This window comes from Streptomyces sp. NPDC056883 (assembly GCF_042788835.1).
In the GTDB taxonomy this organism is placed as follows: domain Bacteria; phylum Actinomycetota; class Actinomycetes; order Streptomycetales; family Streptomycetaceae; genus Streptomyces; species Streptomyces stoeckheimensis.
Window position 1 is genome coordinate 37,162 of sequence record NZ_JBHUBS010000020.1, and the last position, 18,526, is coordinate 55,687.

The 18,526-nt window shown below is 72.4% G+C and carries 16 protein-coding genes; 13 read left to right on the forward strand and 3 right to left on the reverse strand.

Going from position 1 to position 18,526, the window contains the following annotated elements; genetic code table 11:
* The first annotated feature begins 108 nt into the window (after positions 1-108).
* From ACFRU2_RS34365 to ACFRU2_RS34390, 6 genes are all read left to right on the forward strand, one after another.
* Positions 109-1,449 carry a hemolysin family protein gene (locus ACFRU2_RS34365; protein ID WP_382979844.1) on the forward strand — a complete coding sequence of 447 codons (1,341 nt, stop codon included), beginning with the start codon at positions 109-111 and terminating at the stop codon, positions 1,447-1,449.
* Positions 1,446-2,465, forward strand: coding sequence for a hemolysin family protein (locus ACFRU2_RS34370; RefSeq protein WP_382979845.1), 1,020 nt, complete (start codon positions 1,446-1,448; stop codon positions 2,463-2,465). Before ACFRU2_RS34365 ends, ACFRU2_RS34370 begins: the two co-directional genes overlap by 4 nt.
* 82 nt (positions 2,466-2,547) lie before the next feature.
* Positions 2,548-3,339: an SGNH/GDSL hydrolase family protein gene (locus tag ACFRU2_RS34375; protein ID WP_382979846.1), complete on the forward strand. Its 792-nt coding sequence runs from the start codon at positions 2,548-2,550 to the stop codon at positions 3,337-3,339.
* Between the two features lie 142 nt (positions 3,340-3,481).
* Positions 3,482-4,915 carry an adenylosuccinate lyase gene (gene purB, locus ACFRU2_RS34380; protein WP_382979847.1) on the forward strand — a complete coding sequence of 478 codons (1,434 nt, stop codon included), beginning with the start codon at positions 3,482-3,484 and terminating at the stop codon, positions 4,913-4,915.
* Positions 4,912-5,472 (forward strand): G/U mismatch-specific DNA glycosylase, encoded by a 561-nt coding sequence (gene mug, locus ACFRU2_RS34385; protein ID WP_382979945.1) that lies wholly within the window; start codon positions 4,912-4,914, stop codon positions 5,470-5,472. The genes purB and mug overlap by 4 nt, the downstream gene beginning before the upstream one ends.
* Positions 5,473-5,513: 41 nt before the next feature.
* Complete coding sequence (locus ACFRU2_RS34390; RefSeq protein WP_382979848.1) at positions 5,514-6,167, forward strand: HAD family hydrolase; 654 nt, start codon at positions 5,514-5,516, stop codon at positions 6,165-6,167.
* A 38-nt stretch (positions 6,168-6,205) separates the two neighbouring features.
* Here ACFRU2_RS34390 and ACFRU2_RS34395 read toward each other — a convergent pair whose 3' ends face one another.
* Positions 6,206-6,955 (reverse strand): ABC transporter permease subunit, encoded by a 750-nt coding sequence (locus ACFRU2_RS34395; protein WP_382979849.1) that lies wholly within the window; start codon positions 6,953-6,955, stop codon positions 6,206-6,208.
* Positions 6,956-6,981: 26 nt separating this feature from the next.
* A complete protein-coding gene (locus ACFRU2_RS34400) occupies positions 6,982-7,893 on the reverse strand; it encodes an ABC transporter ATP-binding protein (protein ID WP_382979850.1) in 912 nt (303 codons plus the stop codon).
* A gap of 108 nt (positions 7,894-8,001) precedes the next feature.
* On the opposite strand from ACFRU2_RS34400, the gene ACFRU2_RS34405 reads away from it, so the two are divergent.
* The 3 genes from ACFRU2_RS34405 (at position 8,002) to ACFRU2_RS34415 (ending at position 11,120) form a co-directional block, all read left to right on the forward strand.
* The gene (locus tag ACFRU2_RS34405) at positions 8,002-9,195 is read left to right on the forward strand and encodes a sensor histidine kinase (RefSeq protein ID WP_382979851.1); all 1,194 of its coding nucleotides are present in this window, start codon (positions 8,002-8,004) and stop codon (positions 9,193-9,195) included.
* 4 nt (positions 9,196-9,199) lie between these two features.
* Complete coding sequence (locus ACFRU2_RS34410; RefSeq protein ID WP_250740194.1) at positions 9,200-9,850, forward strand: response regulator transcription factor; 651 nt, start codon at positions 9,200-9,202, stop codon at positions 9,848-9,850.
* A gap of 112 nt (positions 9,851-9,962) precedes the next feature.
* Positions 9,963-11,120: an ROK family transcriptional regulator gene (locus tag ACFRU2_RS34415; RefSeq protein ID WP_382979852.1), complete on the forward strand. Its 1,158-nt coding sequence runs from the start codon at positions 9,963-9,965 to the stop codon at positions 11,118-11,120.
* A 186-nt stretch (positions 11,121-11,306) separates the two neighbouring features.
* Here the strand turns inward: ACFRU2_RS34415 and ACFRU2_RS34420 are convergent, their stop codons facing one another.
* On the reverse strand, positions 11,307-12,068 hold the full coding sequence (locus tag ACFRU2_RS34420) for a GntR family transcriptional regulator (protein WP_382979854.1): 762 nt from the start codon (positions 12,066-12,068) through the stop codon (positions 11,307-11,309).
* A 318-nt stretch (positions 12,069-12,386) separates the two neighbouring features.
* On the opposite strand from ACFRU2_RS34420, the gene ACFRU2_RS34425 reads away from it, so the two are divergent.
* From ACFRU2_RS34425 to ACFRU2_RS34440, 4 genes are all read left to right on the forward strand, one after another.
* Positions 12,387-13,226 (forward strand): alpha/beta fold hydrolase, encoded by an 840-nt coding sequence (locus ACFRU2_RS34425; protein ID WP_382979855.1) that lies wholly within the window; start codon positions 12,387-12,389, stop codon positions 13,224-13,226.
* Between the two features lie 137 nt (positions 13,227-13,363).
* Positions 13,364-14,962, forward strand: coding sequence for an alkaline phosphatase D family protein (locus ACFRU2_RS34430; RefSeq protein WP_382979857.1), 1,599 nt, complete (start codon positions 13,364-13,366; stop codon positions 14,960-14,962).
* 115 nt (positions 14,963-15,077) lie between these two features.
* Positions 15,078-16,532: a GNAT family N-acetyltransferase gene (locus ACFRU2_RS34435; protein ID WP_382979859.1), complete on the forward strand. Its 1,455-nt coding sequence runs from the start codon at positions 15,078-15,080 to the stop codon at positions 16,530-16,532.
* 235 nt (positions 16,533-16,767) lie between these two features.
* Complete coding sequence (locus tag ACFRU2_RS34440; RefSeq protein WP_382979861.1) at positions 16,768-18,501, forward strand: DUF885 domain-containing protein; 1,734 nt, start codon at positions 16,768-16,770, stop codon at positions 18,499-18,501.
* Positions 18,502-18,526 lie beyond the last annotated feature (25 nt).

Genomic DNA, 18,526 nt, shown 5'->3' on the forward strand with positions numbered 1-18,526 from the left:
GTGTGAGCGTCCGTCCATGGGCGAGCCTCCCAGTCCCCTCCCTTCCCGTCCGCGACAGCGCGCGACACCCCTCCTCCTGGCTGATCATGGGACGGAGGTGAAGGACCGATGACCGAAGTGCTCCTGCTCGTCGTGGCGCTGCTGCTCTGCCTTGCCTGCGGAGTCTTCGTCGCGGCCGAGTTCTCGCTGACCACCATCGAGCGCAGCGAACTGGAACGGGCCGTCGAGCGCGGCGAGCGCGGCGCCGACAGCGCCCTGGCCGCCGTCCGCAGCCTGACGTTCCAGCTCTCCGGCGCCCAGCTCGGCATCACCGTGACCGGCCTGGTCATCGGCATGATCTCCAAGCCCTCGATCGCCGCCCTCCTCAAGGGCCCCTTCGAGGCCATGGGACTGTCCGCCGGCGCCGCGTCCTCCACCGCCCTGATCCTCGGCACCGTCCTGTCGACCGTAGTCCTGATGGTCGTGGGCGAGCTCGTGCCCAAGAACTGGGCGATCTCCTCCCCGCTGGCCGTCGCCAAGCGGGTCGCCACCTTCCAGCGGGTCTTCAGCCGTGCCTTCAGGCCCCTCATCAGCCATCTGAACACCACGGCGAACCACATGGTCCGCCGGTTCGGCATGGAGCCCGCCGAGGAGCTCGCCTCCGCGCGCACCCCGCAGGAGCTGGCGGCCCTGGCCCGGCACTCCGCGAGGGCCGGCGCCCTGGAGAAGGACACCGCCGAACTGTTCATGCGGACCTTGAACCTCGCCGACCTGACCGCGGAGAACGTCATGACCCCGCGGGTCCAGGTCACCGCCCTCGACCTGCAGACCACCGCCGAGGACGTGGCGAACGCGACGCTCGCCACCGGCCTCTCCCGGTTCCCCGTCTACCGGGGCAGCCTCGACAGCGTCGTCGGCACCGTCCACATCAAGGACGTACTGGCCCTGCCGGCGGAGGAGCGGCACCGCACCCCGGTGTCGCAGCTGCTGCGCGAGCCGCTCCTCGTACCGGAGTCGCTGACCGTGGACCGGCTGCTGGACCGGCTGTCCGGCAAGCAGACGATGGCCGTGGTCATCGACGAGTACGGCGGCACGGCCGGTGTGGCCACGCTGGAGGACATCGTCGAAGAGGTCGTCGGCGAGGTCCGCGACGAGCACGACCCGCACGAGACCCCCGACCTGGCCCCGGCCGGTGAGGACGGCTCCGGGCGCGCCCTGTTCTCCGCGGACGGCTCCGCGCGCACCGACCAGCTCCAGCGGATCGGACTGCGCGTGCCGGACGGCCCGTACGAGACGCTGGCCGGTCTGATAGCGACCGAGCTGGGCCGGATCCCGATGGTCGGCGACAGCCTGGAGCTCGACGGCTGGCGGCTGGACGTGGTGGACGCGAGTGGGCGGCGGGCCGCGCGGGTGCTGTTGCACGTGCCGGTCGAACCGACCCCCGGTGATGGTGTGGAGGAGGCCCGATGACCGCCGTCCAGTTGCTGATCGGCCTGGCGACCCTGGTCGTCAACGCCTTCTTCGTCGGCGCGGAGTTCGCCATGATCTCCGTGCGGCGCAGCCAGATCGAGACGTACGCCGAGCAGGGTGACCGCAGGGCGCGCGCCGTGCTGTGGGGCCTGGAGCACGTGTCGGCGCTCATGGCGGCCGCCCAGCTGGGCATCACGCTGTGCACCCTGGTGCTGGGCGTGGTGGCCGAGCCGGCCATCGCCCACCTGCTGACCCCGGCGTTCGACTTCTTCGGGGTGCCGTCCGGGCTGACCCACGCGATCTCCTTCGTGGTGGCGCTGGCCCTGGCCACGTACCTGCACATGCTCTTCGGCGAGATGCTGCCGAAGAACGTCGCACTGGCCGAGCCGGTGCGGACCGCCCTGCTGCTGGGTCCGCCGCTGGTGACCCTCACCCGGGGGCTGAGGCCGGTGATCTTCGCGATCAACGCCTTCGCCAACACCCTGCTGCGCCTGCTCCGGGTGGAGGTCAAGGACGAGGTCGCGGCGACCTTCTCGGACGACGAGCTGGCCCGGATCGTCAAGGACTCCAGCGACGCGGGACTCATCGACGACCGTGCGAGCGAGCGGCTGCACGACGCCCTGGAACTGGGGCGGCGGCCGGTGACCGATGTGGTGCTGCCGGCGGACCGGGTGGTTCCGGCCCGCGAGGGCATCACACCGGCCGGACTGGAGCGGTTGTCGGCCGAGTCGGGGTACTCCCGGTTCCCGATGATCGACGCACAGGGCCGGATCCTGGGATACCTGCACGTCAAGGACGCACTGGACGCGACGGAACGGGACGAGCCCTTCCCCGTCACCGCACTACGGCCGATCGCGCAGGTCCGGGCGGAGACTCCGCTGGACGACGCGCTGACCGCGATGCGGCGCAGCCGTACGCACCTGGCGGCGGTGCTCGCTCCGGACGGGGTCATGACGGGCCTGGTCACGATGGAGGACGTGCTGCGGGAGCTGTTCGGCCGGCCGGCTTCGACGTAGCGGCAGGAGCGCCGCGCGCGTGCCGCGGTACCCCCGGCCCGTCTGCGGGACGGGGGTACCGCGCGGTAGCATCGCTCCCGCCATGGAGATGAATGCGCGGTACACCAGTTTCGTCGCGGTCGGCGACTCCTTCACCGAGGGCATGTCGGACCTGCTCCCCGACGGCTCCTACCGGGGCTGGGCCGATCTGCTCGCCGACCGCCTCGCCGCCCGCGAGCCGGGCTTCCGCTACGCGAACCTCGCGGTCCGCGGCAAGCTGATCGGGCAGATCGCCGGGGAGCAGGCACCCGCGGCCGCCGAGATGGGCGCCGACGTGGTGACCCTGGTCGGCGGGCTGAACGACACCCTGCGCCCGAAGGTCGACATGGGCCGGGTGCGCGGGCACCTGGAGGAGGCCGTCGGCCTGCTGGCGCCCTCCTGCGGGACGCTGCTCCTGATGCGCTCGCCGGGCCGCAACGGCCCCGTGATGGAACGTTTCCGCCCGCGCATGGAGGAGCTCTTCGTCATCATCGAGGAGCTCGCCGCGCGGCACGGCGCCCTCGTGGTCGACCTGTACGGGTCCGCCGCGCTCGGCGATCCGCGGATGTGGGACGTGGACCGGCTGCACCTGACGGCCGAAGGCCACCGCAGGGTCGCCGAGGCGGTCTGGCAGACCCTGGGCCTGCCGCCCGAGGCGGACTGGAGCGCCGAACTGCCGCCCGCGGTGCCCCCCGGCTGGACCGCGCGCCGCTCGCAGGACCTCAGCTTCGCCCGGCAGCACCTGATCCCCTGGGTGGGCCGCCGTCTGACGGGCCGCTCCAGCGGGGACGGCCGCCCCGCCAAGCGCCCGGAACTCCTGCCGTACGAGGCTCCGGCGGGCGACCGGCTCGTCTAGCCCGCGGGTAGCCCGCGGGGCGGCCGCCCGCCCCGCGCCCGCCCCTGTCGACCCCTCACTCGCTCTCGTAGCAAGGCACAATCGCGGCCGGGTCCCCTACCTGCGTAAACGCACAGCCGAGGCCCAAGTAGAATCCCTACACGTGACTGCCAAGCCCCGCATCCCCAATGTCCTGGCCGGCCGCTACGCCTCCGCGGAGCTCGCCGTCCTGTGGTCCCCCGAGTACAAGGTGACGCTGGAGCGGCGGCTGTGGCTCGCCGTGCTCCGCGCCCAGAAGGATCTCGGCATCGAGGTCCCCGACGAGGCCCTCGCCGACTACGAGCGCGTCCTGGAGACCGTCGACCTCGCCTCCATCGCCGAGCGCGAGAAGATCACCCGGCACGACGTGAAGGCCCGCATCGAGGAGTTCAACGCCCTCGCCGGCCACGAGCACGTCCACAAGGGCATGACCTCCCGCGACCTGACCGAGAACGTCGAGCAGCTCCAGATCCGGCTCTCGCTGGAACTGGTCCGGGACCGCACGGTCGCCGTGCTCGCCCGCCTCGGCAAGCTGGCCGGCGAGCACGCCGAGCTGGTCATGGCCGGCCGCTCCCACAACGTCGCCGCTCAGGCGACCACCCTGGGCAAGCGCTTCGCCACCGCGGCCGACGAGCTGCTGGTCGCGTACGGCCGCCTGGACGACCTGCTGACCCGCTACCCGCTGCGCGGCATCAAGGGCCCGGTCGGCACCTCGCAGGACATGCTCGACCTGCTGGGCGGCGACGCCGCGAAGCTGGCCGACCTGGAGCAGCGGATCGCGGCCCACCTCGGCTTCGGCCAGGCCTTCACCTCGGTCGGCCAGGTCTACCCGCGCTCGCTCGACTACGACGTGGTCACCGCCCTGGTACAGCTGGCCGCGGCGCCTTCCTCGATCGCCAAGACGATCCGCCTGATGGCCGGCCACGAGCTGGTCACCGAGGGCTTCAAGCCCGGCCAGGTCGGCTCCTCCGCGATGCCGCACAAGATGAACACCCGCTCCTGCGAGCGCGTGAACGGCCTGATGGTCATCCTGCGCGGTTACGCGTCGATGACCGGCGAGCTCGCCGGCGACCAGTGGAACGAGGGCGACGTCTCCTGCTCCGTGGTCCGCCGGGTCGCGCTGCCCGACGCGTTCTTCGCTCTCGACGGCCTGATGGAGACCTTCCTGACGGTCCTCGACGAGTTCGGCGCCTTCCCGGCCGTCGTGGCCCGCGAGCTGGACCGCTACCTCCCCTTCCTCGCCACCACGAAGGTCCTGATGGGCGCCGTGCGGGCCGGGGTGGGCCGCGAGTCCGCCCACGAGGTCATCAAGGAGCACGCGGTGGCCTCCGCGCTCGCCATGCGCGAGCAGGGTGCCGAGCGCAACGAGCTGCTGGAGAAGCTGGCCGCCGACGAGCGCATGCCGCTCGACCGGGCCCAGCTGGACGCCCTGATGGCCGACAAGCTCTCCTTCACCGGCGCGGCGGGCGACCAGGTCGCCGCGGTCGTCGCGCGCATCGAGGAGATCGCCAAGGAGCACCCCGAGGCCGCCGGCTACACCCCCGGGTCGATCCTCTGACCCCCGAAGAGCTGAACGCCGCCCGTGACCGCGTCCTCCCGGACGTGGTCACGGGCGGTCTTCGTGTCCTCTTCTGCGGCATCAACCCGGGCCTCCTCTCCGCCGCGACGGGCCACCACTTCGCCCGCCCCGGCAACCGCTTCTGGCCGGTCCTGCACATGTCGGGCTTCACCCCGCGACTCCTCTCCCCCGCCGAGCAGGAGGAACTGCCGACCTACCGCCTCGGCATCACGAACGTCGTGGCCCGCGCCACGGCCCGCGCCGACGAGCTGAGCGCCGAGGAGTTCCGCGAGGGAGGCCGCATCCTGACGGCCAAGGTGGAGCTCCTGCGCCCCCAATGGCTGGCCGTGGTCGGAGTCACCGCCTACCGCACCGCCTTCGGCGACCGGAAGGCCCGGATCGGCCCCCAGGAGCGGACCATCGGGGCCACCCGGATCTGGGCCCTGCCCAACCCCAGCGGCCTCAACGCCCGCTGGACCGCCGCCGCCATGGCCCAGGAGTACGCCCGCCTCCGCGCGGCCGCCGAGTCCGCCGATCCCGCCGAGGTCGATCCGTAGACCGCCTCGGCCGCCCTGCGACGGGCATCTATCATCCGGGGATGATCATCAAGGCGATCGAACTCGTGATATTCGACTGCGACGGGGTGCTCGTCGACAGCGAACGCACAGCCGTCCGTGTCCAGGTCGCTCTGGGCGCGGAGCTCGGCTGGCCGCTCACCGAGGCCGAGGTCATCGACCGGTTCATCGGACGCTCCTCCGTCTCCATCCGCGAGCAGATCACCGGCCGGCTCGGCCCCGAGGTGGCCGCCCACTGGTGGGACCGGTTCGAGCAACTCCACCGGGAGGCGGTGGACTCGGGGCTGTCCCCCGTGGAGGGTCTGCCTCAAGCACTCGACGCGATCACCCTGCCGACGTGCGTCGCCTCCAGCGGCTCGCACGAGAAGATGCGGCACACCCTCGGCCGTACGGGCCTCTACGCACGCTTCGAAGGCCGCATCCACAGTGCCACCGAGGTCTCCCACGGCAAGCCCGCCCCGGACCTCTTCCTGTACGCCGCCCGGCGGATGGGCGTCGATCCCGCCGCCTGTGCGGTCGTCGAGGACAGCCGCCCCGGCGTCCAGGCGGCCCGCGCCGCCGGGATGCGGGCCTTCGGCTACGCGGGCGGGCTGACCCCCGCCGAGCAGCTCGAAGGCCCCGGAACCGTCGTCTTCGACGACATGCGCCAACTCCCCGACCTCCTCACCACCCGCTGACCCCGCCGGGCGGCGGGGTCAGGGCAGCCGCTCCGGCGTCAGGCGTCCCGCCGCCGCACCGACAGCCATCCACCGGCGAGCGCGGCCAGCGCCCACAGGGCGAGCACCCCGAGCCCGGTCCAGGGGGCGAGGCCCACCGAGGTGTCCAGCCGCATCATCATCTGCCCCGCGCGGTCCGGCAGGTACCCGGCGACGCCTTCGGTGGCCTGGCCGATGACGAACGACAGGATCAGCACGAAGGGTATGAGCAGGCTCAGGACGGCCGAAGCACTGCGCAGCACGGCCGTCAGTCCGGCCGCCAGCAGGGCCATCAGCGCGAGGTACGCTCCGCAGCCGAAGATCGCGCGGTAGGTGCCCGGGCTGCCCAGCTCCAGGGTGTAGGGACCCATGAACGCCTGTCCGCCGACGAAGGCGGCCAGTCCGGTCAACTGTCCGACCACGAAGGCCAACCCGCCCACCATGGCCATCTTCGACAGGTAGAGCCGCGTACGGTCCGGCACCGCGGTCAGGGACGTGCGCAGGGCGCCGTTGTGGAATTCCGAGGACAGCGCGGTCGCACCGAAGGCGAAGGCCGCTATCTGGCCGAAGTTGAGACCGTAGAAGGCCGCGAGGAGCGGATCCTCTCCCATGCTGCCGGCTTCCTCCGTGCCGATCATCGCAGCTGTCAGCATCTGGATGCCCACCGTGGCGACGAAGACGGCTATCAGCGCCCCGAAGGTGCCGCGCAGGGACCGTATCTTGATCCATTCCGAGTGCAGGACGGGGACGGTGGGCAGAGCGGTGCTCATGGGGAGGCCTCCTTGGAAGGGGTGGGTCAGCGGGTGGCGGCGAACTGGGCGCTGTCCGCGGTGAGATCGAGGTAGGCCTGCTCCAGGGAGGCCCGCTCGTCGATCAGTTCCAGCATCGGGATGCCTTCGCGGGCGGCGATGACGCCGAGCTGCTCGGCCTGCATGCCGTCCACGGTCCACCGCCCGCCCTCGGCGGTGACCAGCTCGAAGTCGTCCCGGGCCAGGGTGGCCCGGAGCCGGACGGGGTCCGTGGTGCGCAGCCGCACCCTCGGGGTGCTGCGGGAGTCGATGAACTCCTCTATGGACGTGTCGGCCAGCAGCCGGCCCCGCCCGAGCACGATCAGGTGGTCGACGAGGGCCGCCGTCTCGGTCATCAGGTGGCTGGAGACGAGGACCGTGCGCCCCTCGGCGGCCAGGCCGCGCATCAGCTCGCGGATCCAGATGATGCCTTCGGGGTCGAGGCCGTTGGTGGGCTCGTCCAGGAGGAGCACTTCCGGGTCTCCGAGCAGCGCGGCCGCTATGCCGAGGCGCTGGCGCATCCCCAGGGAGAAGGTCTTGATCCGCCGCTTGGCCGCCGAGGCTATTCCCGACTGCTCCAGGACCGCTTCCACCCGGCTCATCGGGATGCGGTTGGCCGCGGCGAGGAAGCGCAGGTGGTCCCGTGCCGTACGGCCGCCGTGCGCCGACTGCGCGTCCAGCAGGGCCCCGACCCGGTGGAGGGGATCGGGGAGTTCGGTGAACCGCCGGCCGCCGATGGTGGCCGTCCCGGAGGTGATCCGGTCCAGGCCCAGCAACAGCCTCATCGTGGTCGACTTCCCTGCCCCGTTGGGTCCGAGGAAGCCGGTGACGCGGCCGGGCATGACATCGAAGGTGAGGTGGTCCACGGCCCGGGTCCGGCCGAATTCCTTGGTCAGTTCTCGGATCTCGATGCTGTTCATGTCTCAAGGTTCGCCGTCGGCCCCACCCCTCTTCCTCCCCCATGCGAGGGTTCCTTCTCCCCCACGTGGGGGAGGAGCCGCACCGCCCCGAACTGCGACGATGTGGGGATGCACCGACTGTTCCGCGCCGCGCTGCGCCCCGTGACCTACTCGCGCTGGGTGCATCTGTGCGTGCCCATCCTGATGTTGGCCGTCTGGATGTTCATCGAGCCCGCGGCTCCGTGGGTACCGCTCGTCCTCGTGATACCGCTGGGACTGCTGCCCTGGATGCGGGTGGCCGAAGGACTCCAGGCGCAGTTCCTCCTCACCCCCTCCGAGCGCAACGCCCGGGGTACGCGGGAGGCCGAGGAGAGCAGCTTCAGCACCGTCGGGTCCCGGACGTGGACCGACCGTTGGAGGACCCTGTTGTGGCTGGAGATACGACTCGTCGTCTCCCTCGCCACGATGATGGCCACGGTGTGGCTGCCGATGCTGACGGTCCAACTGGTCACGGTCGGACTGGGCAGCAAGGTCAGCACCGACAACCTGATACCCGCGGGATGTCCGGTCTGGGCTGCGTGGGCGCTGGCTCCGGTGCCGCCGGTCCTCCTGATCGTCGTCGTGGTCCTGTTCGGCGACATGATCACGGCCATCGCCCGCCGCCTGCTGGGACCCTCGGCCGCGGAGCGGCTCACCGCCCTGGAGGTGCGCACCGAGCAGCTGTTGGAGCGCACCCGCATCGCGCGGGAACTGCACGACTCCATCGGCCACGCCCTGACCGTGGCCGTCGTCCAGGCGGGGGCCGCGCGGGCGGCGGGCGATCCGGAGTTCACGGACCGCGCGCTGAGTGCGATCGAGGAGACGGGCCGGGCCGCGCTGGAGGATCTGGACCGGGTGCTGCGCGTCCTGCGCGAGTCCGGCCAGCGGCCGTCCCAGCGGCCCACTCTGGTGGAGGCCGACCGGCTGTTCGAGTCCGCGCGCGCCTCCGGCGCCACCGTCGACGCGCAACTGATCGGCCCGCTGGACCAGTTGCCCGATCCGGTGAGCCAGGAGGGGTACCGGATCCTGCAGGAGGCGCTGACCAATGTGCTGCGGCACTGCGGCCCCGTACCGGTACGGGTGCGGATCGGCATGGTCGCCGACCGGCTGGACCTGGAGGTGACCAATCCGCTGCCGGACCGGCCCTCCGTCATGGCCGGCGGCGGCACCGGACTGCGCGGGATGCGGGAGCGGGCCGCCCTGCTCGGCGGGGACACCGAGACCGGGCCGTACAAGGGGGGTTGGAGGGTGCGCACGCGGCTGCCGCTGGAGCGAATACGCTGACCGGATGCCGGTTACCGTACTGCTCGTCGACGACGAACCCCTGGTCCGCGCGGGTCTGCGCGCCGTCCTGGACGCCCAGCCCGACATCGAGGTGATCGGCGAGGCCGCCGACGGCGCCGCTGTGGTCCCGCTCGTGCGGCAACTGCGCCCCGACGTCGTGGCGATGGACGTGCGGATGCCGCTGCTCGACGGGATCGAGGCGACCCGGGCGGTCCTGCGGAGCGTGGACTCTCCGCCGAAGATCCTCGTGGTCACCACCTTCGAGAACGACGAGTACGTCTACCAGGCGCTGCGGGCCGGCGCGGACGGTTTCCTGCTGAAGCGGGCCCGGCCGTCGGAGATCGTGCACGCGGTCCGGCTGGTGGCGGAGGGCGAGACGCTGCTCTTCCCCTCGGCGGTCCGCTCGCTGGCCGCCGAGTACGGGAACCGGCAGGCGCGGACGGTACTGGAGCGGGCGGCGCTGACCGAGCGCGAGGAGGCCGTGCTCCGGCTGATGGCCAAGGGGCTGACCAACATCGAGATCGCCCGCGAGCTGATCGTGGGCACCGAGACGGTGAAGTCCCACGTCAGTGCGATCCTGGCGAAGCTGGGGGCGCGCGACCGGACCCAGGCCGTCATCACCGCGTACGAGTCCGGGTTCGTCGCTCCCGCATGACCGACCCACGAGGGGAAGGGCTGATTCCGGCCGATGGGGGGCCGCTTCTCGCCGCCGCGGCCGGTGCGCAGTACGATCCGGCTGACACGCTCGCTAGCTGGGAGGACACACGTTGGGGCAGCTGACCGGCGGGGACCCCTCTCTGCTGCGGCGGATCAACTCCGCCGTGGTGCTGCGGGCCCTGCGTGCGGCCGAATCGCCGACGCTCACTGACCTCACCCGGGTCACCGGGCTCTCGCGGCCCACCGTCGAGGGGGTCGTCGAAGGGCTCATCGGGACGGGCCTGGTCGTCGAGGCGGGCGCGGAGGAAGGTGCACGGCGCCAGGGACGCCCGGCCAGACGGTTCCGCTTCCGCGCGGAGGCGGGGCACCTGCTCGGCGTGGAGATCGGCGCGCACCGGATCGCGGTGCTGCTGTCCGGACTGGACGGCCGGGTGATCGGCGCCGGCACCAAGGAGGTCGCCGAGACGGCTTCCGCCGACGAACGGCTCGAACGGGTCCGCGGTGCGGTGGCCGACCTGCTGCGTCGCGCCGGGGTCCCCCGGGACTCCCTGCGGGCGGTCGGCGTCGGCAGCCCCGGGATCGTGGAGGCCGACGGCACCGTCCGTCTCGGCACGGCCCTGCCCGGCTGGACCGGGCTGCCGCTCGGGGAACGGCTCCGCCGCTCGTTCCGCTGCCCGGTGCAGGTGGAGAACGACGCCAACGCCGCGGCGGTCGCCGAGCACTGGAAGGGCGCCGCGACCGACACGGACGACATGGTCTTCGTGATGGCCGGGCTCAGCCCCGGAGCGGGTTCCCTGATCGGGGGCCGGCTGCACCGCGGCTTCGGCGGGGCGGCCGGGGAGATCGGCGCACTGCACCTGCTCGGACGTGAGGTCACGCCCGAGAAGCTGCTGTCGACGACCGGCGAACCCCTGCACCCGCTGGACGAACGGGCGGTGGCGGAGGTCTTCGCGATGGCCAGGCGCGGGGACGTGGGCGCGGTGGCCGCGGTGGAGCGGTTCATCCAGCGGCTGGTCCACGACGTGGCCGCGCTGGTCCTGGCGATGGATCCGGAGCTCGTCGTGGTCGGCGGCTGGGCGGCGGGGCTGGACGGGGTACTGGATCCCCTCCGCCGGGAGCTGGAGCGCTACTGCCTGCGCCCGCCGCGCGTGGCGCTGTCCCTGCTGGGCGAGGCGGCGGTGGCCACGGGAGCGTTGCGGTTGGCGCTGGACCACGTGGAGGAAGAACTGTTCGCGGTGGAGAAGACGGTCACCGCCCGGCGCCGCTGATCCCCTCCCGGCTGATCCCCTCCCGGAGCCGCCGATCCCCTCCGGGGCCGGTGGATCCCCTCCGGGGGCGGCCCGGATACCGGTCCGGGGCGCCGGCGGCGCGCCTCCGGGACACCAGACCCCGCACACGCCCGAGCGGGGCCCCCACCATGTGGCGGCCTCGCTCGGCAGGTGGTCAGTACGCGGTCAGGAAGCGACCCGCGTGTCGTGGGTGATCTGCACGTCGCCCGAGTCGCCGAAGGTCAGCCGGCAGGTGTCCGCCCGGTAGGTGGCCACCGAGACGGCCGCCGTGCCCGCCACAGTGAAGTAGCGGGTGGTGACCAGCAGGACCGGGGCGCCGGGCAGGCGGTCCAGCTCCTTCGCGTCCTCGGGACGGGCGGAGCCGAGCTCCACCGAGCGGTCCTGCCCGTCGAGGACCAGCTTCTGCAGCTCGCGCATGACGGCGCGGGCACGCGCAGGACCGGCCGGGGCGTCGATCGCGGAGAGGCCGGGCACCGAGGAGGCCGGAACGTACAGCAGCTCGGCGGCGAGGACCTGGCCGTGCTCGACGCGGCTGCGGCGCACCGCGAGCACCATCTCGCCGGGGGCGGTCCCGAGGAGCTTCAGGAGGGCGGGGGACACCACGGCTTCTTCCGCCGCGTCCACGGGCTCCCACCCGTCGACGCTCTCGCCGGGCCAGCTGTGCTGCGCACCGCCGACGTCGACGCCGACGCGCGGCGGGGCGACGGTGGTGCCGACGCCCCGGCGGCGCTGGAGGCGGCCTTCGAGCTCGAGCTGCTCCAGGGCCTGGCGCAGGGTCGCCCGGGCGACACCGAAGCGGGCGGCGAGCTCGCGCTCGTTCGGCAGGATCTCGCCCACGGCGAAGTCCTGGTCGAGCGCCTCACTGAGGACGGTCTTGAGGTGCAAGTACTTCGGCTCCGGCACCGATTCGAGCTGCATGGTCCCCACCCTGACTCCTCCTGCAATCGCCGCACTCGCCGTGTTCCAGCGTGAGTTCCGCGCCTTTGTTTATTAAAGGTTCCTGCACTATGCCTGCGACGATAGGACGGCGCACCCCCTTGGTCAAGACCAATGCTCACCGCTTTACCGGGCAGATCGGGCATATGCATCAAGCTGTTCACGGGATGTTCGCGAGGGCCGCAAAGGAGGCTGCGAAAGTCGAAGTCCTGCCCCCTGGGGCTACCGGTCGGTAACCGGTCGGGAGACACTACTGACAAGCCGTCTCACACGGCCGCCGTAGCCGCCCGACCCCCGACGAGGAGCAGCATGACCGCCACGGTCTCCTTCACGATCGATTCGCCGCTGGGCCCCCGCACCATCACCGCCGCATACGAGCGCAAGGGCGCGGGCGAGCCGCTCCTGCTGCTCCACGGCATCGGCCACCACCTCCAGGCGTGGCGTCCGGTGACCGACGTGCTGGCAGCCGAGTACGACGTGATCGCCGTCGACCTGCCCGGCTTCGGCACCTCGGAGCCGCTGCCGCACGGGGTTCCGTACGATCTGGGCACCATCGCCCCGGCGCTCGGCGCGCTCTGCACGGCGCTCAGGATCGAGCGGCCGCACGTCGCGGGCAACTCCCTCGGCGGGCTCCTCGCCCTGGAGATGGGGCGCGTCGGCCTGGCGCGCTCGGTCACCGCCCTCTCCCCCGCCGGGTTCTGGTCGGAGGGGGAACGCCGCTACGCCTTCACCGCACTGCGCGCGATGCGCGCCGGCGCCGGCGCACTCCCCCACTCGGCCGTGGAACGGCTCTCCCGCAGCTCCGCCGGACGCGCCGCGCTCACCGGCAGCATCTACGCGCGACCGGGACGGCGTTCGCCCGACTCCGTGGTCGCCGAGACCGTCGCCCTGCGCGAGGCCACCGGGTTCGAGCAGACCCTGGCCGCGGGCGGCTCCGTACGGTTCACCGCGGATGTGCCCGGTCTGCCGGTCACCATCGCCTGGGGCAGTCGCGACCGGCTGCTCCTGCGCCGCCAAGGCGTCCGCGCCAAGCACACCATCCCCGGCGCGCGCCTCGTCAGGCTCCCCGGCTGCGGCCACGTGCCCATGAACGACGACCCGGCCCTGGTCGCCCGCGTCATCCTGGACACAACCAAACTCGCCCGATGAGGTGTTGACGGGGCGTCGGCCGTGCGCACCAGTGTTCACGCATGGTTCGCGTGCACGACGCGGGCGGTCCGGTGTGCGGCCGGTGTACGGCGGCACACTGGTCCGGCCCGTCCCCGCCGGCCTCTGGAGACGCACCGATGGCACCTCTGCCGCACACCCGACGCTCCCTGCTCGGCGGTTCCCTCGCCGTTCCGGTGGGCCTCGCCCTGTCCAGCGCCCTCACGGGCTCCCTCGCCACGCCCGCCCACGCGGCGGTGCCCGCCTTCGTCCGCTCGGACCGCCCGAACGCCTTCTGGGGGGTCCAGTCCGGCGAGATCACCGCCCACTCGGCCACCGTCTGGACGCGTTCCGACCGGCCCGCGCGGATGTACGTCGAGACCTCCCCGAGCGAATCGTTCCGCTACGCCGTCCGCCGCCACCGCGGCCCGCTGCTCGGCCCGGACACCGATTTCACCGGCACCACCACCCTGCGCGAGCTCCCGCCCGGACAGCAGATCCACTACCGGGTGCTCCTCGCCGACCCCGACGATCCGCGCCGCAGCGGCGAGCCGGTCCACGGCACCTTCCGGACCGCCCCCGCCTCCCGCCGCCGCGACGTGCGCTTCCTGTGGTCCGGGGACCTGGCCGGCCAGGGCTGGGGGATCAACCCGGAGCTCGGCGGCTACCGCGTCTTCGACGAAATGCGGCTGCGGGACCCCGACTTCTTCCTCTTCAGCGGGGACACCATCTACGCCGACGGGCCGATCCAGGCCTCCGTACCGCTGCGCGACGGAACCCTGTGGCACAACGTGACCACGGAGGAGAAGGCCAAGGTCGCCGAGACCCTCGCCGAGTTCCGGGGCAACTTCCGCTACAACCTGCTCGACCGCAACCTGCGCGATTTCAACGCCCAGGTGCCGGTCCTCGCCCAGTGGGACGACCACGAGGTGCGCAACAACTGGTACCCCGGCCAGATCCTCGACGATCCCCGCTACACCGTGAAGGACGTCGACACCCTCGCCGGCCGGGCCCGCCGGGCCTTCGGCGAGTACTTCCCGGTCACCGACCTGCGCGGAGGCCGCGCCGAGGGGCGGATGTACCGGGTGATGCGCCACGGGCCGCTGCTCGACGTGTTCGTCCTCGACATGCGCACCTACCGCGACGCGAACTCCCCCGGCCGCCAGACCGACGACCCCATCGGCATCCTCGGCCCCGAGCAGCTGGCCTGGATCAAGCGCGAGCTGTCGCGCTCCCGCGCCACCTGGAAGGTGATCGCCGCCGACATGCCGCTGGGCATCGTGGTGGCCGACGGGGCCGCGAACTTCGAGGCCGTCGCCCAGGGCGACCCCGGCCCGCCGCTCGGGCGCGAACTGCAGATCGCCGAGCTGCTGCGCCACATCAAGCACCAGCGCATCACCGGAACCCTCTGGCTCACCGCCGACGTCCACTACACGGCCGCGAACCACTACGCGCCCGAGCGGGCCGCCTTCAGTGACTTCGCGCCCTTCTGGGAGTTCGTCTCGGGCCCCATCGGCGCGGGCGGGTTCCCCTCCGGCCGGCTGGATGCCACCTTCGGCCCGGAGACGGCGTACGTCCAGTCCGCGCCCTTCGCCAACATGTCCCCGTCCGAGAACCCCCCGTACTACGGGGAGGTCGAGATCGACGGGGAGGGCGGCGAGCTCACCGTGCGGCTGCGCCGTCAGGGAGGCGGCGTACTGTTCACGCGGACCCTGCAGCCCGGGCGGGTGGGACAGTAGGGTCCGATACCTGAAATCGGCCGGAAAACAGGGCGAAATCGGCCAGATGGATCCTTAACCAGTCGGTCACAGATCGTTCGTGATCACGCAACACCCCTGCGTCACAGTGGTCTGCATGACTGAGCGTATTCCTGCCTCTGCCCACCGTCCCCACCGCCACCACTGGCGCCGCGACGTCGTCGAACTCGCCGCTCTCTTCTGCGCCGTCGCGGTCGCCGACGCCATCGCCAATCTCGTCGTGCACGGTCCCCGCGGCCCGGTGCTGCTCGTCGCCTCGGCCGTCGCACTCCTGGTCACGGCGGCGTTCCACACCTGGTGGGCACGCCGCCACAGCCATGCGCCGCCTCCCACGGACACCGCGCTCCCGGACCCGGCCACGGGTACGGGTACCGGTTCCGGGGCGGTCGCGGAGGCGGACCGCACGGCCGGTACGGACGCCCCGCCGGCCTCCGCCCTGTGGCGGATGCGGACGACCGTGCGCGACGAGCCCGGCAGCCTCGCCGCGCTCTGCACCGCCCTCGCCCGCAGCGGGGTCGACATCCTGACCCTGCAGACGCACCCCCTCCCCGAGGGCGGCACGGTGGACGAGTTCCTGCTGCGCGCCCCGCAGCAGCTTCCCTCCGCCGAGCTCACCCGGTCCGTCGCCGGCGCCGGCGGCCACAGCACCTGGATCGAGCGCGCCGACGCCCACGACCTGGTCGACACCCCGACCCGCGTCCTGGGGCTGGCCACCCGCACCGCACTGGACGCCGCCGAGCTGCCGCTCGCCCTGCGCCAGCTGCTCGGCCGCTGCACCATCCACTCGATCCCGGCGACCACCCTCTCCGGGCGCCCCAACGCCGGCGCCGACGCGCCCGTCGAAGGCGTCCTGGAGGCCACGGTCATGCGGCTGCGCGATCCGTCCGGCGGTGCCATCACCATCGAGCGGCCCTACCTGCCCTTCACCCCGACCGAGTTCGCCCGCGCCCGCGCGCTCGTGGAGCTGGACGCCCGGCTCGGGCCGCGGGTCCCGCGCAGCCGGGACGTACTGACCCTCCCCGAGGGCAACGAGATCACCGTCCGCCGCGCCGACGGCTCCGACCTGCCCGCGGCCCGCGCCATGCACGACCGCTGCTCGGAGCGCACCCTCGGCCTGCGCTACCACGGCCCCGTCGCCGACGCCGACCGCTACCTCGGCCACCTGCTGAGCCCGCGCTTCGGCCGCACCCTCGCGGCGACCACCGCCTCCGGCAAGCTCGTGGCCCTCGGCCACCTGCTCTGGGACGGCGACGAGACCGAGGTGGCACTGCTCATCGAGGACGACTGGCAGCGCCGCGGCATCGGCTCCGAGCTGCTGGGCCGGCTGATCGGGATGGCCGTCGAGGCCGGATGCGACAGCGTGTACGCCGTCACCCAGGCCCAGAACACCGGCATGGTCGCCGCCATGCGCGGCCTCGGCCTCCCCCTCGACTACCAGATCGAGGAGGGCACCCTGGTGATCACGGCCCGGCTGGACGCGACCCCGGTCAGCTCCCGGCTGCCGTACGAGCTCCCGGGCGAATCCCGCGGCCTGCCCCGCGGCCGGCAGTGACCCGGAGCCACGCGATCCGGCCAAGCCCGGCGCGGGCCGCAGGCGCTGCTCCTCGCGCGGGTGAGCCCGTACCGCCGTGAGCTTGCGGGCCGCCCCCGCCCCTGCGCCGGCCTGCCGACGATCTCCACGTCAGCAGGCCGGCGATCTTCACGTCAGCAGGCCGGCGATCTTCGTGTCAGCAGGCTGGCGATCTTTGGTGATGACGCGGACCCGTCCCGCATACGAAGATGTCCACATGTCAGACATCATCACCAGTGACAGCGCCGCACGGCTGCCCCGACAGGTCGCCGATGCCTACGTCGACGACCTCATCGCCATCGACCCGATCACGGGCACCTATCTCGGTGTCGCCGCGAGCTCCGGCAAGCTCCCGGACCTCTCCCCCGCGGGCCGCGCGGCGGCCGCCGAACTCTCCCGCGCCACCCTCGCGAAGCTCGACGCCGCCGAGCTCCTGCCCGGCGCCGACAGCGACGTCGAGCGCCGCTGCGCCCGGCTGCTGCGCGAGCGGCTCACCGCAGAACTCGCCGTTCACGAAGCCGACGAGGACCTGCGCGCGGTCAGCAACATCCACTCCCCCGCGCACTCGGTCCGCGAGGTCTTCTCCCTGACCCCGGCCGAGACCGACGAGGACTGGGCCGCGATCGCCGAGCGGCTGCGCGCCGTACCCGTCGCGTACGCGGGCTACCGCGAGTGCCTCGCGCTCGGCCTGGACCGCGGCCTGTTCGGCAGCCCGCGCCCCACCGCCACCTTCATCGAGCAGCTCACCGCCTGGGCCGGCCAGGGCGAGGGCGAGACCGAAGGCGCCGCCGGGACCGAGGGCAAGGACGGCTTCTTCGCCGAGTTCGCCTCCGCCGGCCCCCAGGCGCTGCGCGCCGAACTCGACGAGGCCGCCGCCGCCGCGACCGCCGCCGTCGTGGAACTGCGCGACTGGATGCGGGACGTGTACGCCCCCGCGGTCGAGGGCAAGCCCGACCCGGTGGGCCGCGAGCGCTACGCCCGCTGGTCGCGCTACTTCAACGGCACCGACCTGGACCTCGACGAGGCGTACGCCTACGGCTGGTCCGAGTACCACCGACTGCTGGCGGAGATGAAGGCGGAAGCCGCCAAGATCCTGCCGGACGCCGGTCCCTGGGAGGTGCTCAAGCACCTGGACGAGCACGGCACGCACATCGAGGGCGTGGACGAGGTCCAGGCCTGGCTGCAGGGCCTGATGGACGAGGCCATCGAGAACCTCGACGGCACGCACTTCGAACTCGCCGAGCGGGTCAAGCGGGTGGAGTCGCGGATCGCCCCTCCGGGCGGCGCCGCGGCCCCGTACTACACGAACCCGTCCGAGGACTTCTCCCGTCCGGGCCGCACCTGGCTGCCGACGATGGGGCAGACCCGTTTCCCCGTCTACGACCTGGTCTCCACCTGGTACCACGAGGGCGTTCCGGGCCACCACCTCCAGCTGGCGCAGTGGACGCACGTGGCGGACCAGCTCTCCCGCTACCAGGCCAGCGTCGGTCTCGTCAGCGCCAACGCCGAGGGCTGGGCGCTGTACGCGGAGCGGCTCATGGACGAGCTGGGCTACCTCAAGGACGCCGAGCAGCGCCTCGGCTACCTGGACTGCCAGATGATGCGCGCCGCGCGGGTCATCGTGGACATCGGCATGCACCTGGGTCTGGCGATCCCGGCGGATTCGCCGTTCCACCCGGGCGAGCGCTGGACGGTGGACCTGGCGCAGGAGTTCTTCGGCCTGCACAGCGGCCGGCCGGGAGACTTCGTCGAGAGCGAGCTCACCCGCTACCTGTCGATGCCGGGTCAGGCGATCGGCTACAAGCTGGGCGAGCGCGCCTGGCTGCTGGGCCGTGACAACGCGCGTGCCGCGCACGGTGATTCCTTCGACCTGAAGGCCTGGCACATGGCGGCGCTGTCCCAGGGTTCGCTGGGCCTGGACGACCTGGTGGACGAGCTGTCGAAGCTCTGACCTCCGGGACCCGCACCACGCACGG

What these genes read in the sequence shown, in the direction of transcription:
- ACFRU2_RS34365 (WP_382979844.1), top strand. Translation starts at nt 109, where the DNA reads ATGACCGAAGTGCTCCTGCTCGTCGTGGCGCTGCTGCTCTGCCTTGCC.
- ACFRU2_RS34370 (WP_382979845.1), top strand. Translation starts at nt 1,446, where the DNA reads ATGACCGCCGTCCAGTTGCTGATCGGCCTGGCGACCCTGGTCGTCAAC.
- ACFRU2_RS34375 (WP_382979846.1), top strand. Translation starts at nt 2,548, where the DNA reads ATGGAGATGAATGCGCGGTACACCAGTTTCGTCGCGGTCGGCGACTCC.
- ACFRU2_RS34390 (WP_382979848.1), top strand. Translation starts at nt 5,514, where the DNA reads ATGATCATCAAGGCGATCGAACTCGTGATATTCGACTGCGACGGGGTG.
- ACFRU2_RS34395 (WP_382979849.1), bottom strand. Translation starts at nt 6,955, where the DNA reads ATGAGCACCGCTCTGCCCACCGTCCCCGTCCTGCACTCGGAATGGATC.
- ACFRU2_RS34400 (WP_382979850.1), bottom strand. Translation starts at nt 7,893, where the DNA reads ATGAACAGCATCGAGATCCGAGAACTGACCAAGGAATTCGGCCGGACC.
- ACFRU2_RS34405 (WP_382979851.1), top strand. Translation starts at nt 8,002, where the DNA reads ATGCACCGACTGTTCCGCGCCGCGCTGCGCCCCGTGACCTACTCGCGC.
- ACFRU2_RS34410 (WP_250740194.1), top strand. Translation starts at nt 9,200, where the DNA reads ATGCCGGTTACCGTACTGCTCGTCGACGACGAACCCCTGGTCCGCGCG.
- ACFRU2_RS34425 (WP_382979855.1), top strand. Translation starts at nt 12,387, where the DNA reads ATGACCGCCACGGTCTCCTTCACGATCGATTCGCCGCTGGGCCCCCGC.
- ACFRU2_RS34430 (WP_382979857.1), top strand. Translation starts at nt 13,364, where the DNA reads ATGGCACCTCTGCCGCACACCCGACGCTCCCTGCTCGGCGGTTCCCTC.
- ACFRU2_RS34435 (WP_382979859.1), top strand. Translation starts at nt 15,078, where the DNA reads ATGACTGAGCGTATTCCTGCCTCTGCCCACCGTCCCCACCGCCACCAC.
- ACFRU2_RS34440 (WP_382979861.1), top strand. Translation starts at nt 16,768, where the DNA reads ATGTCAGACATCATCACCAGTGACAGCGCCGCACGGCTGCCCCGACAG.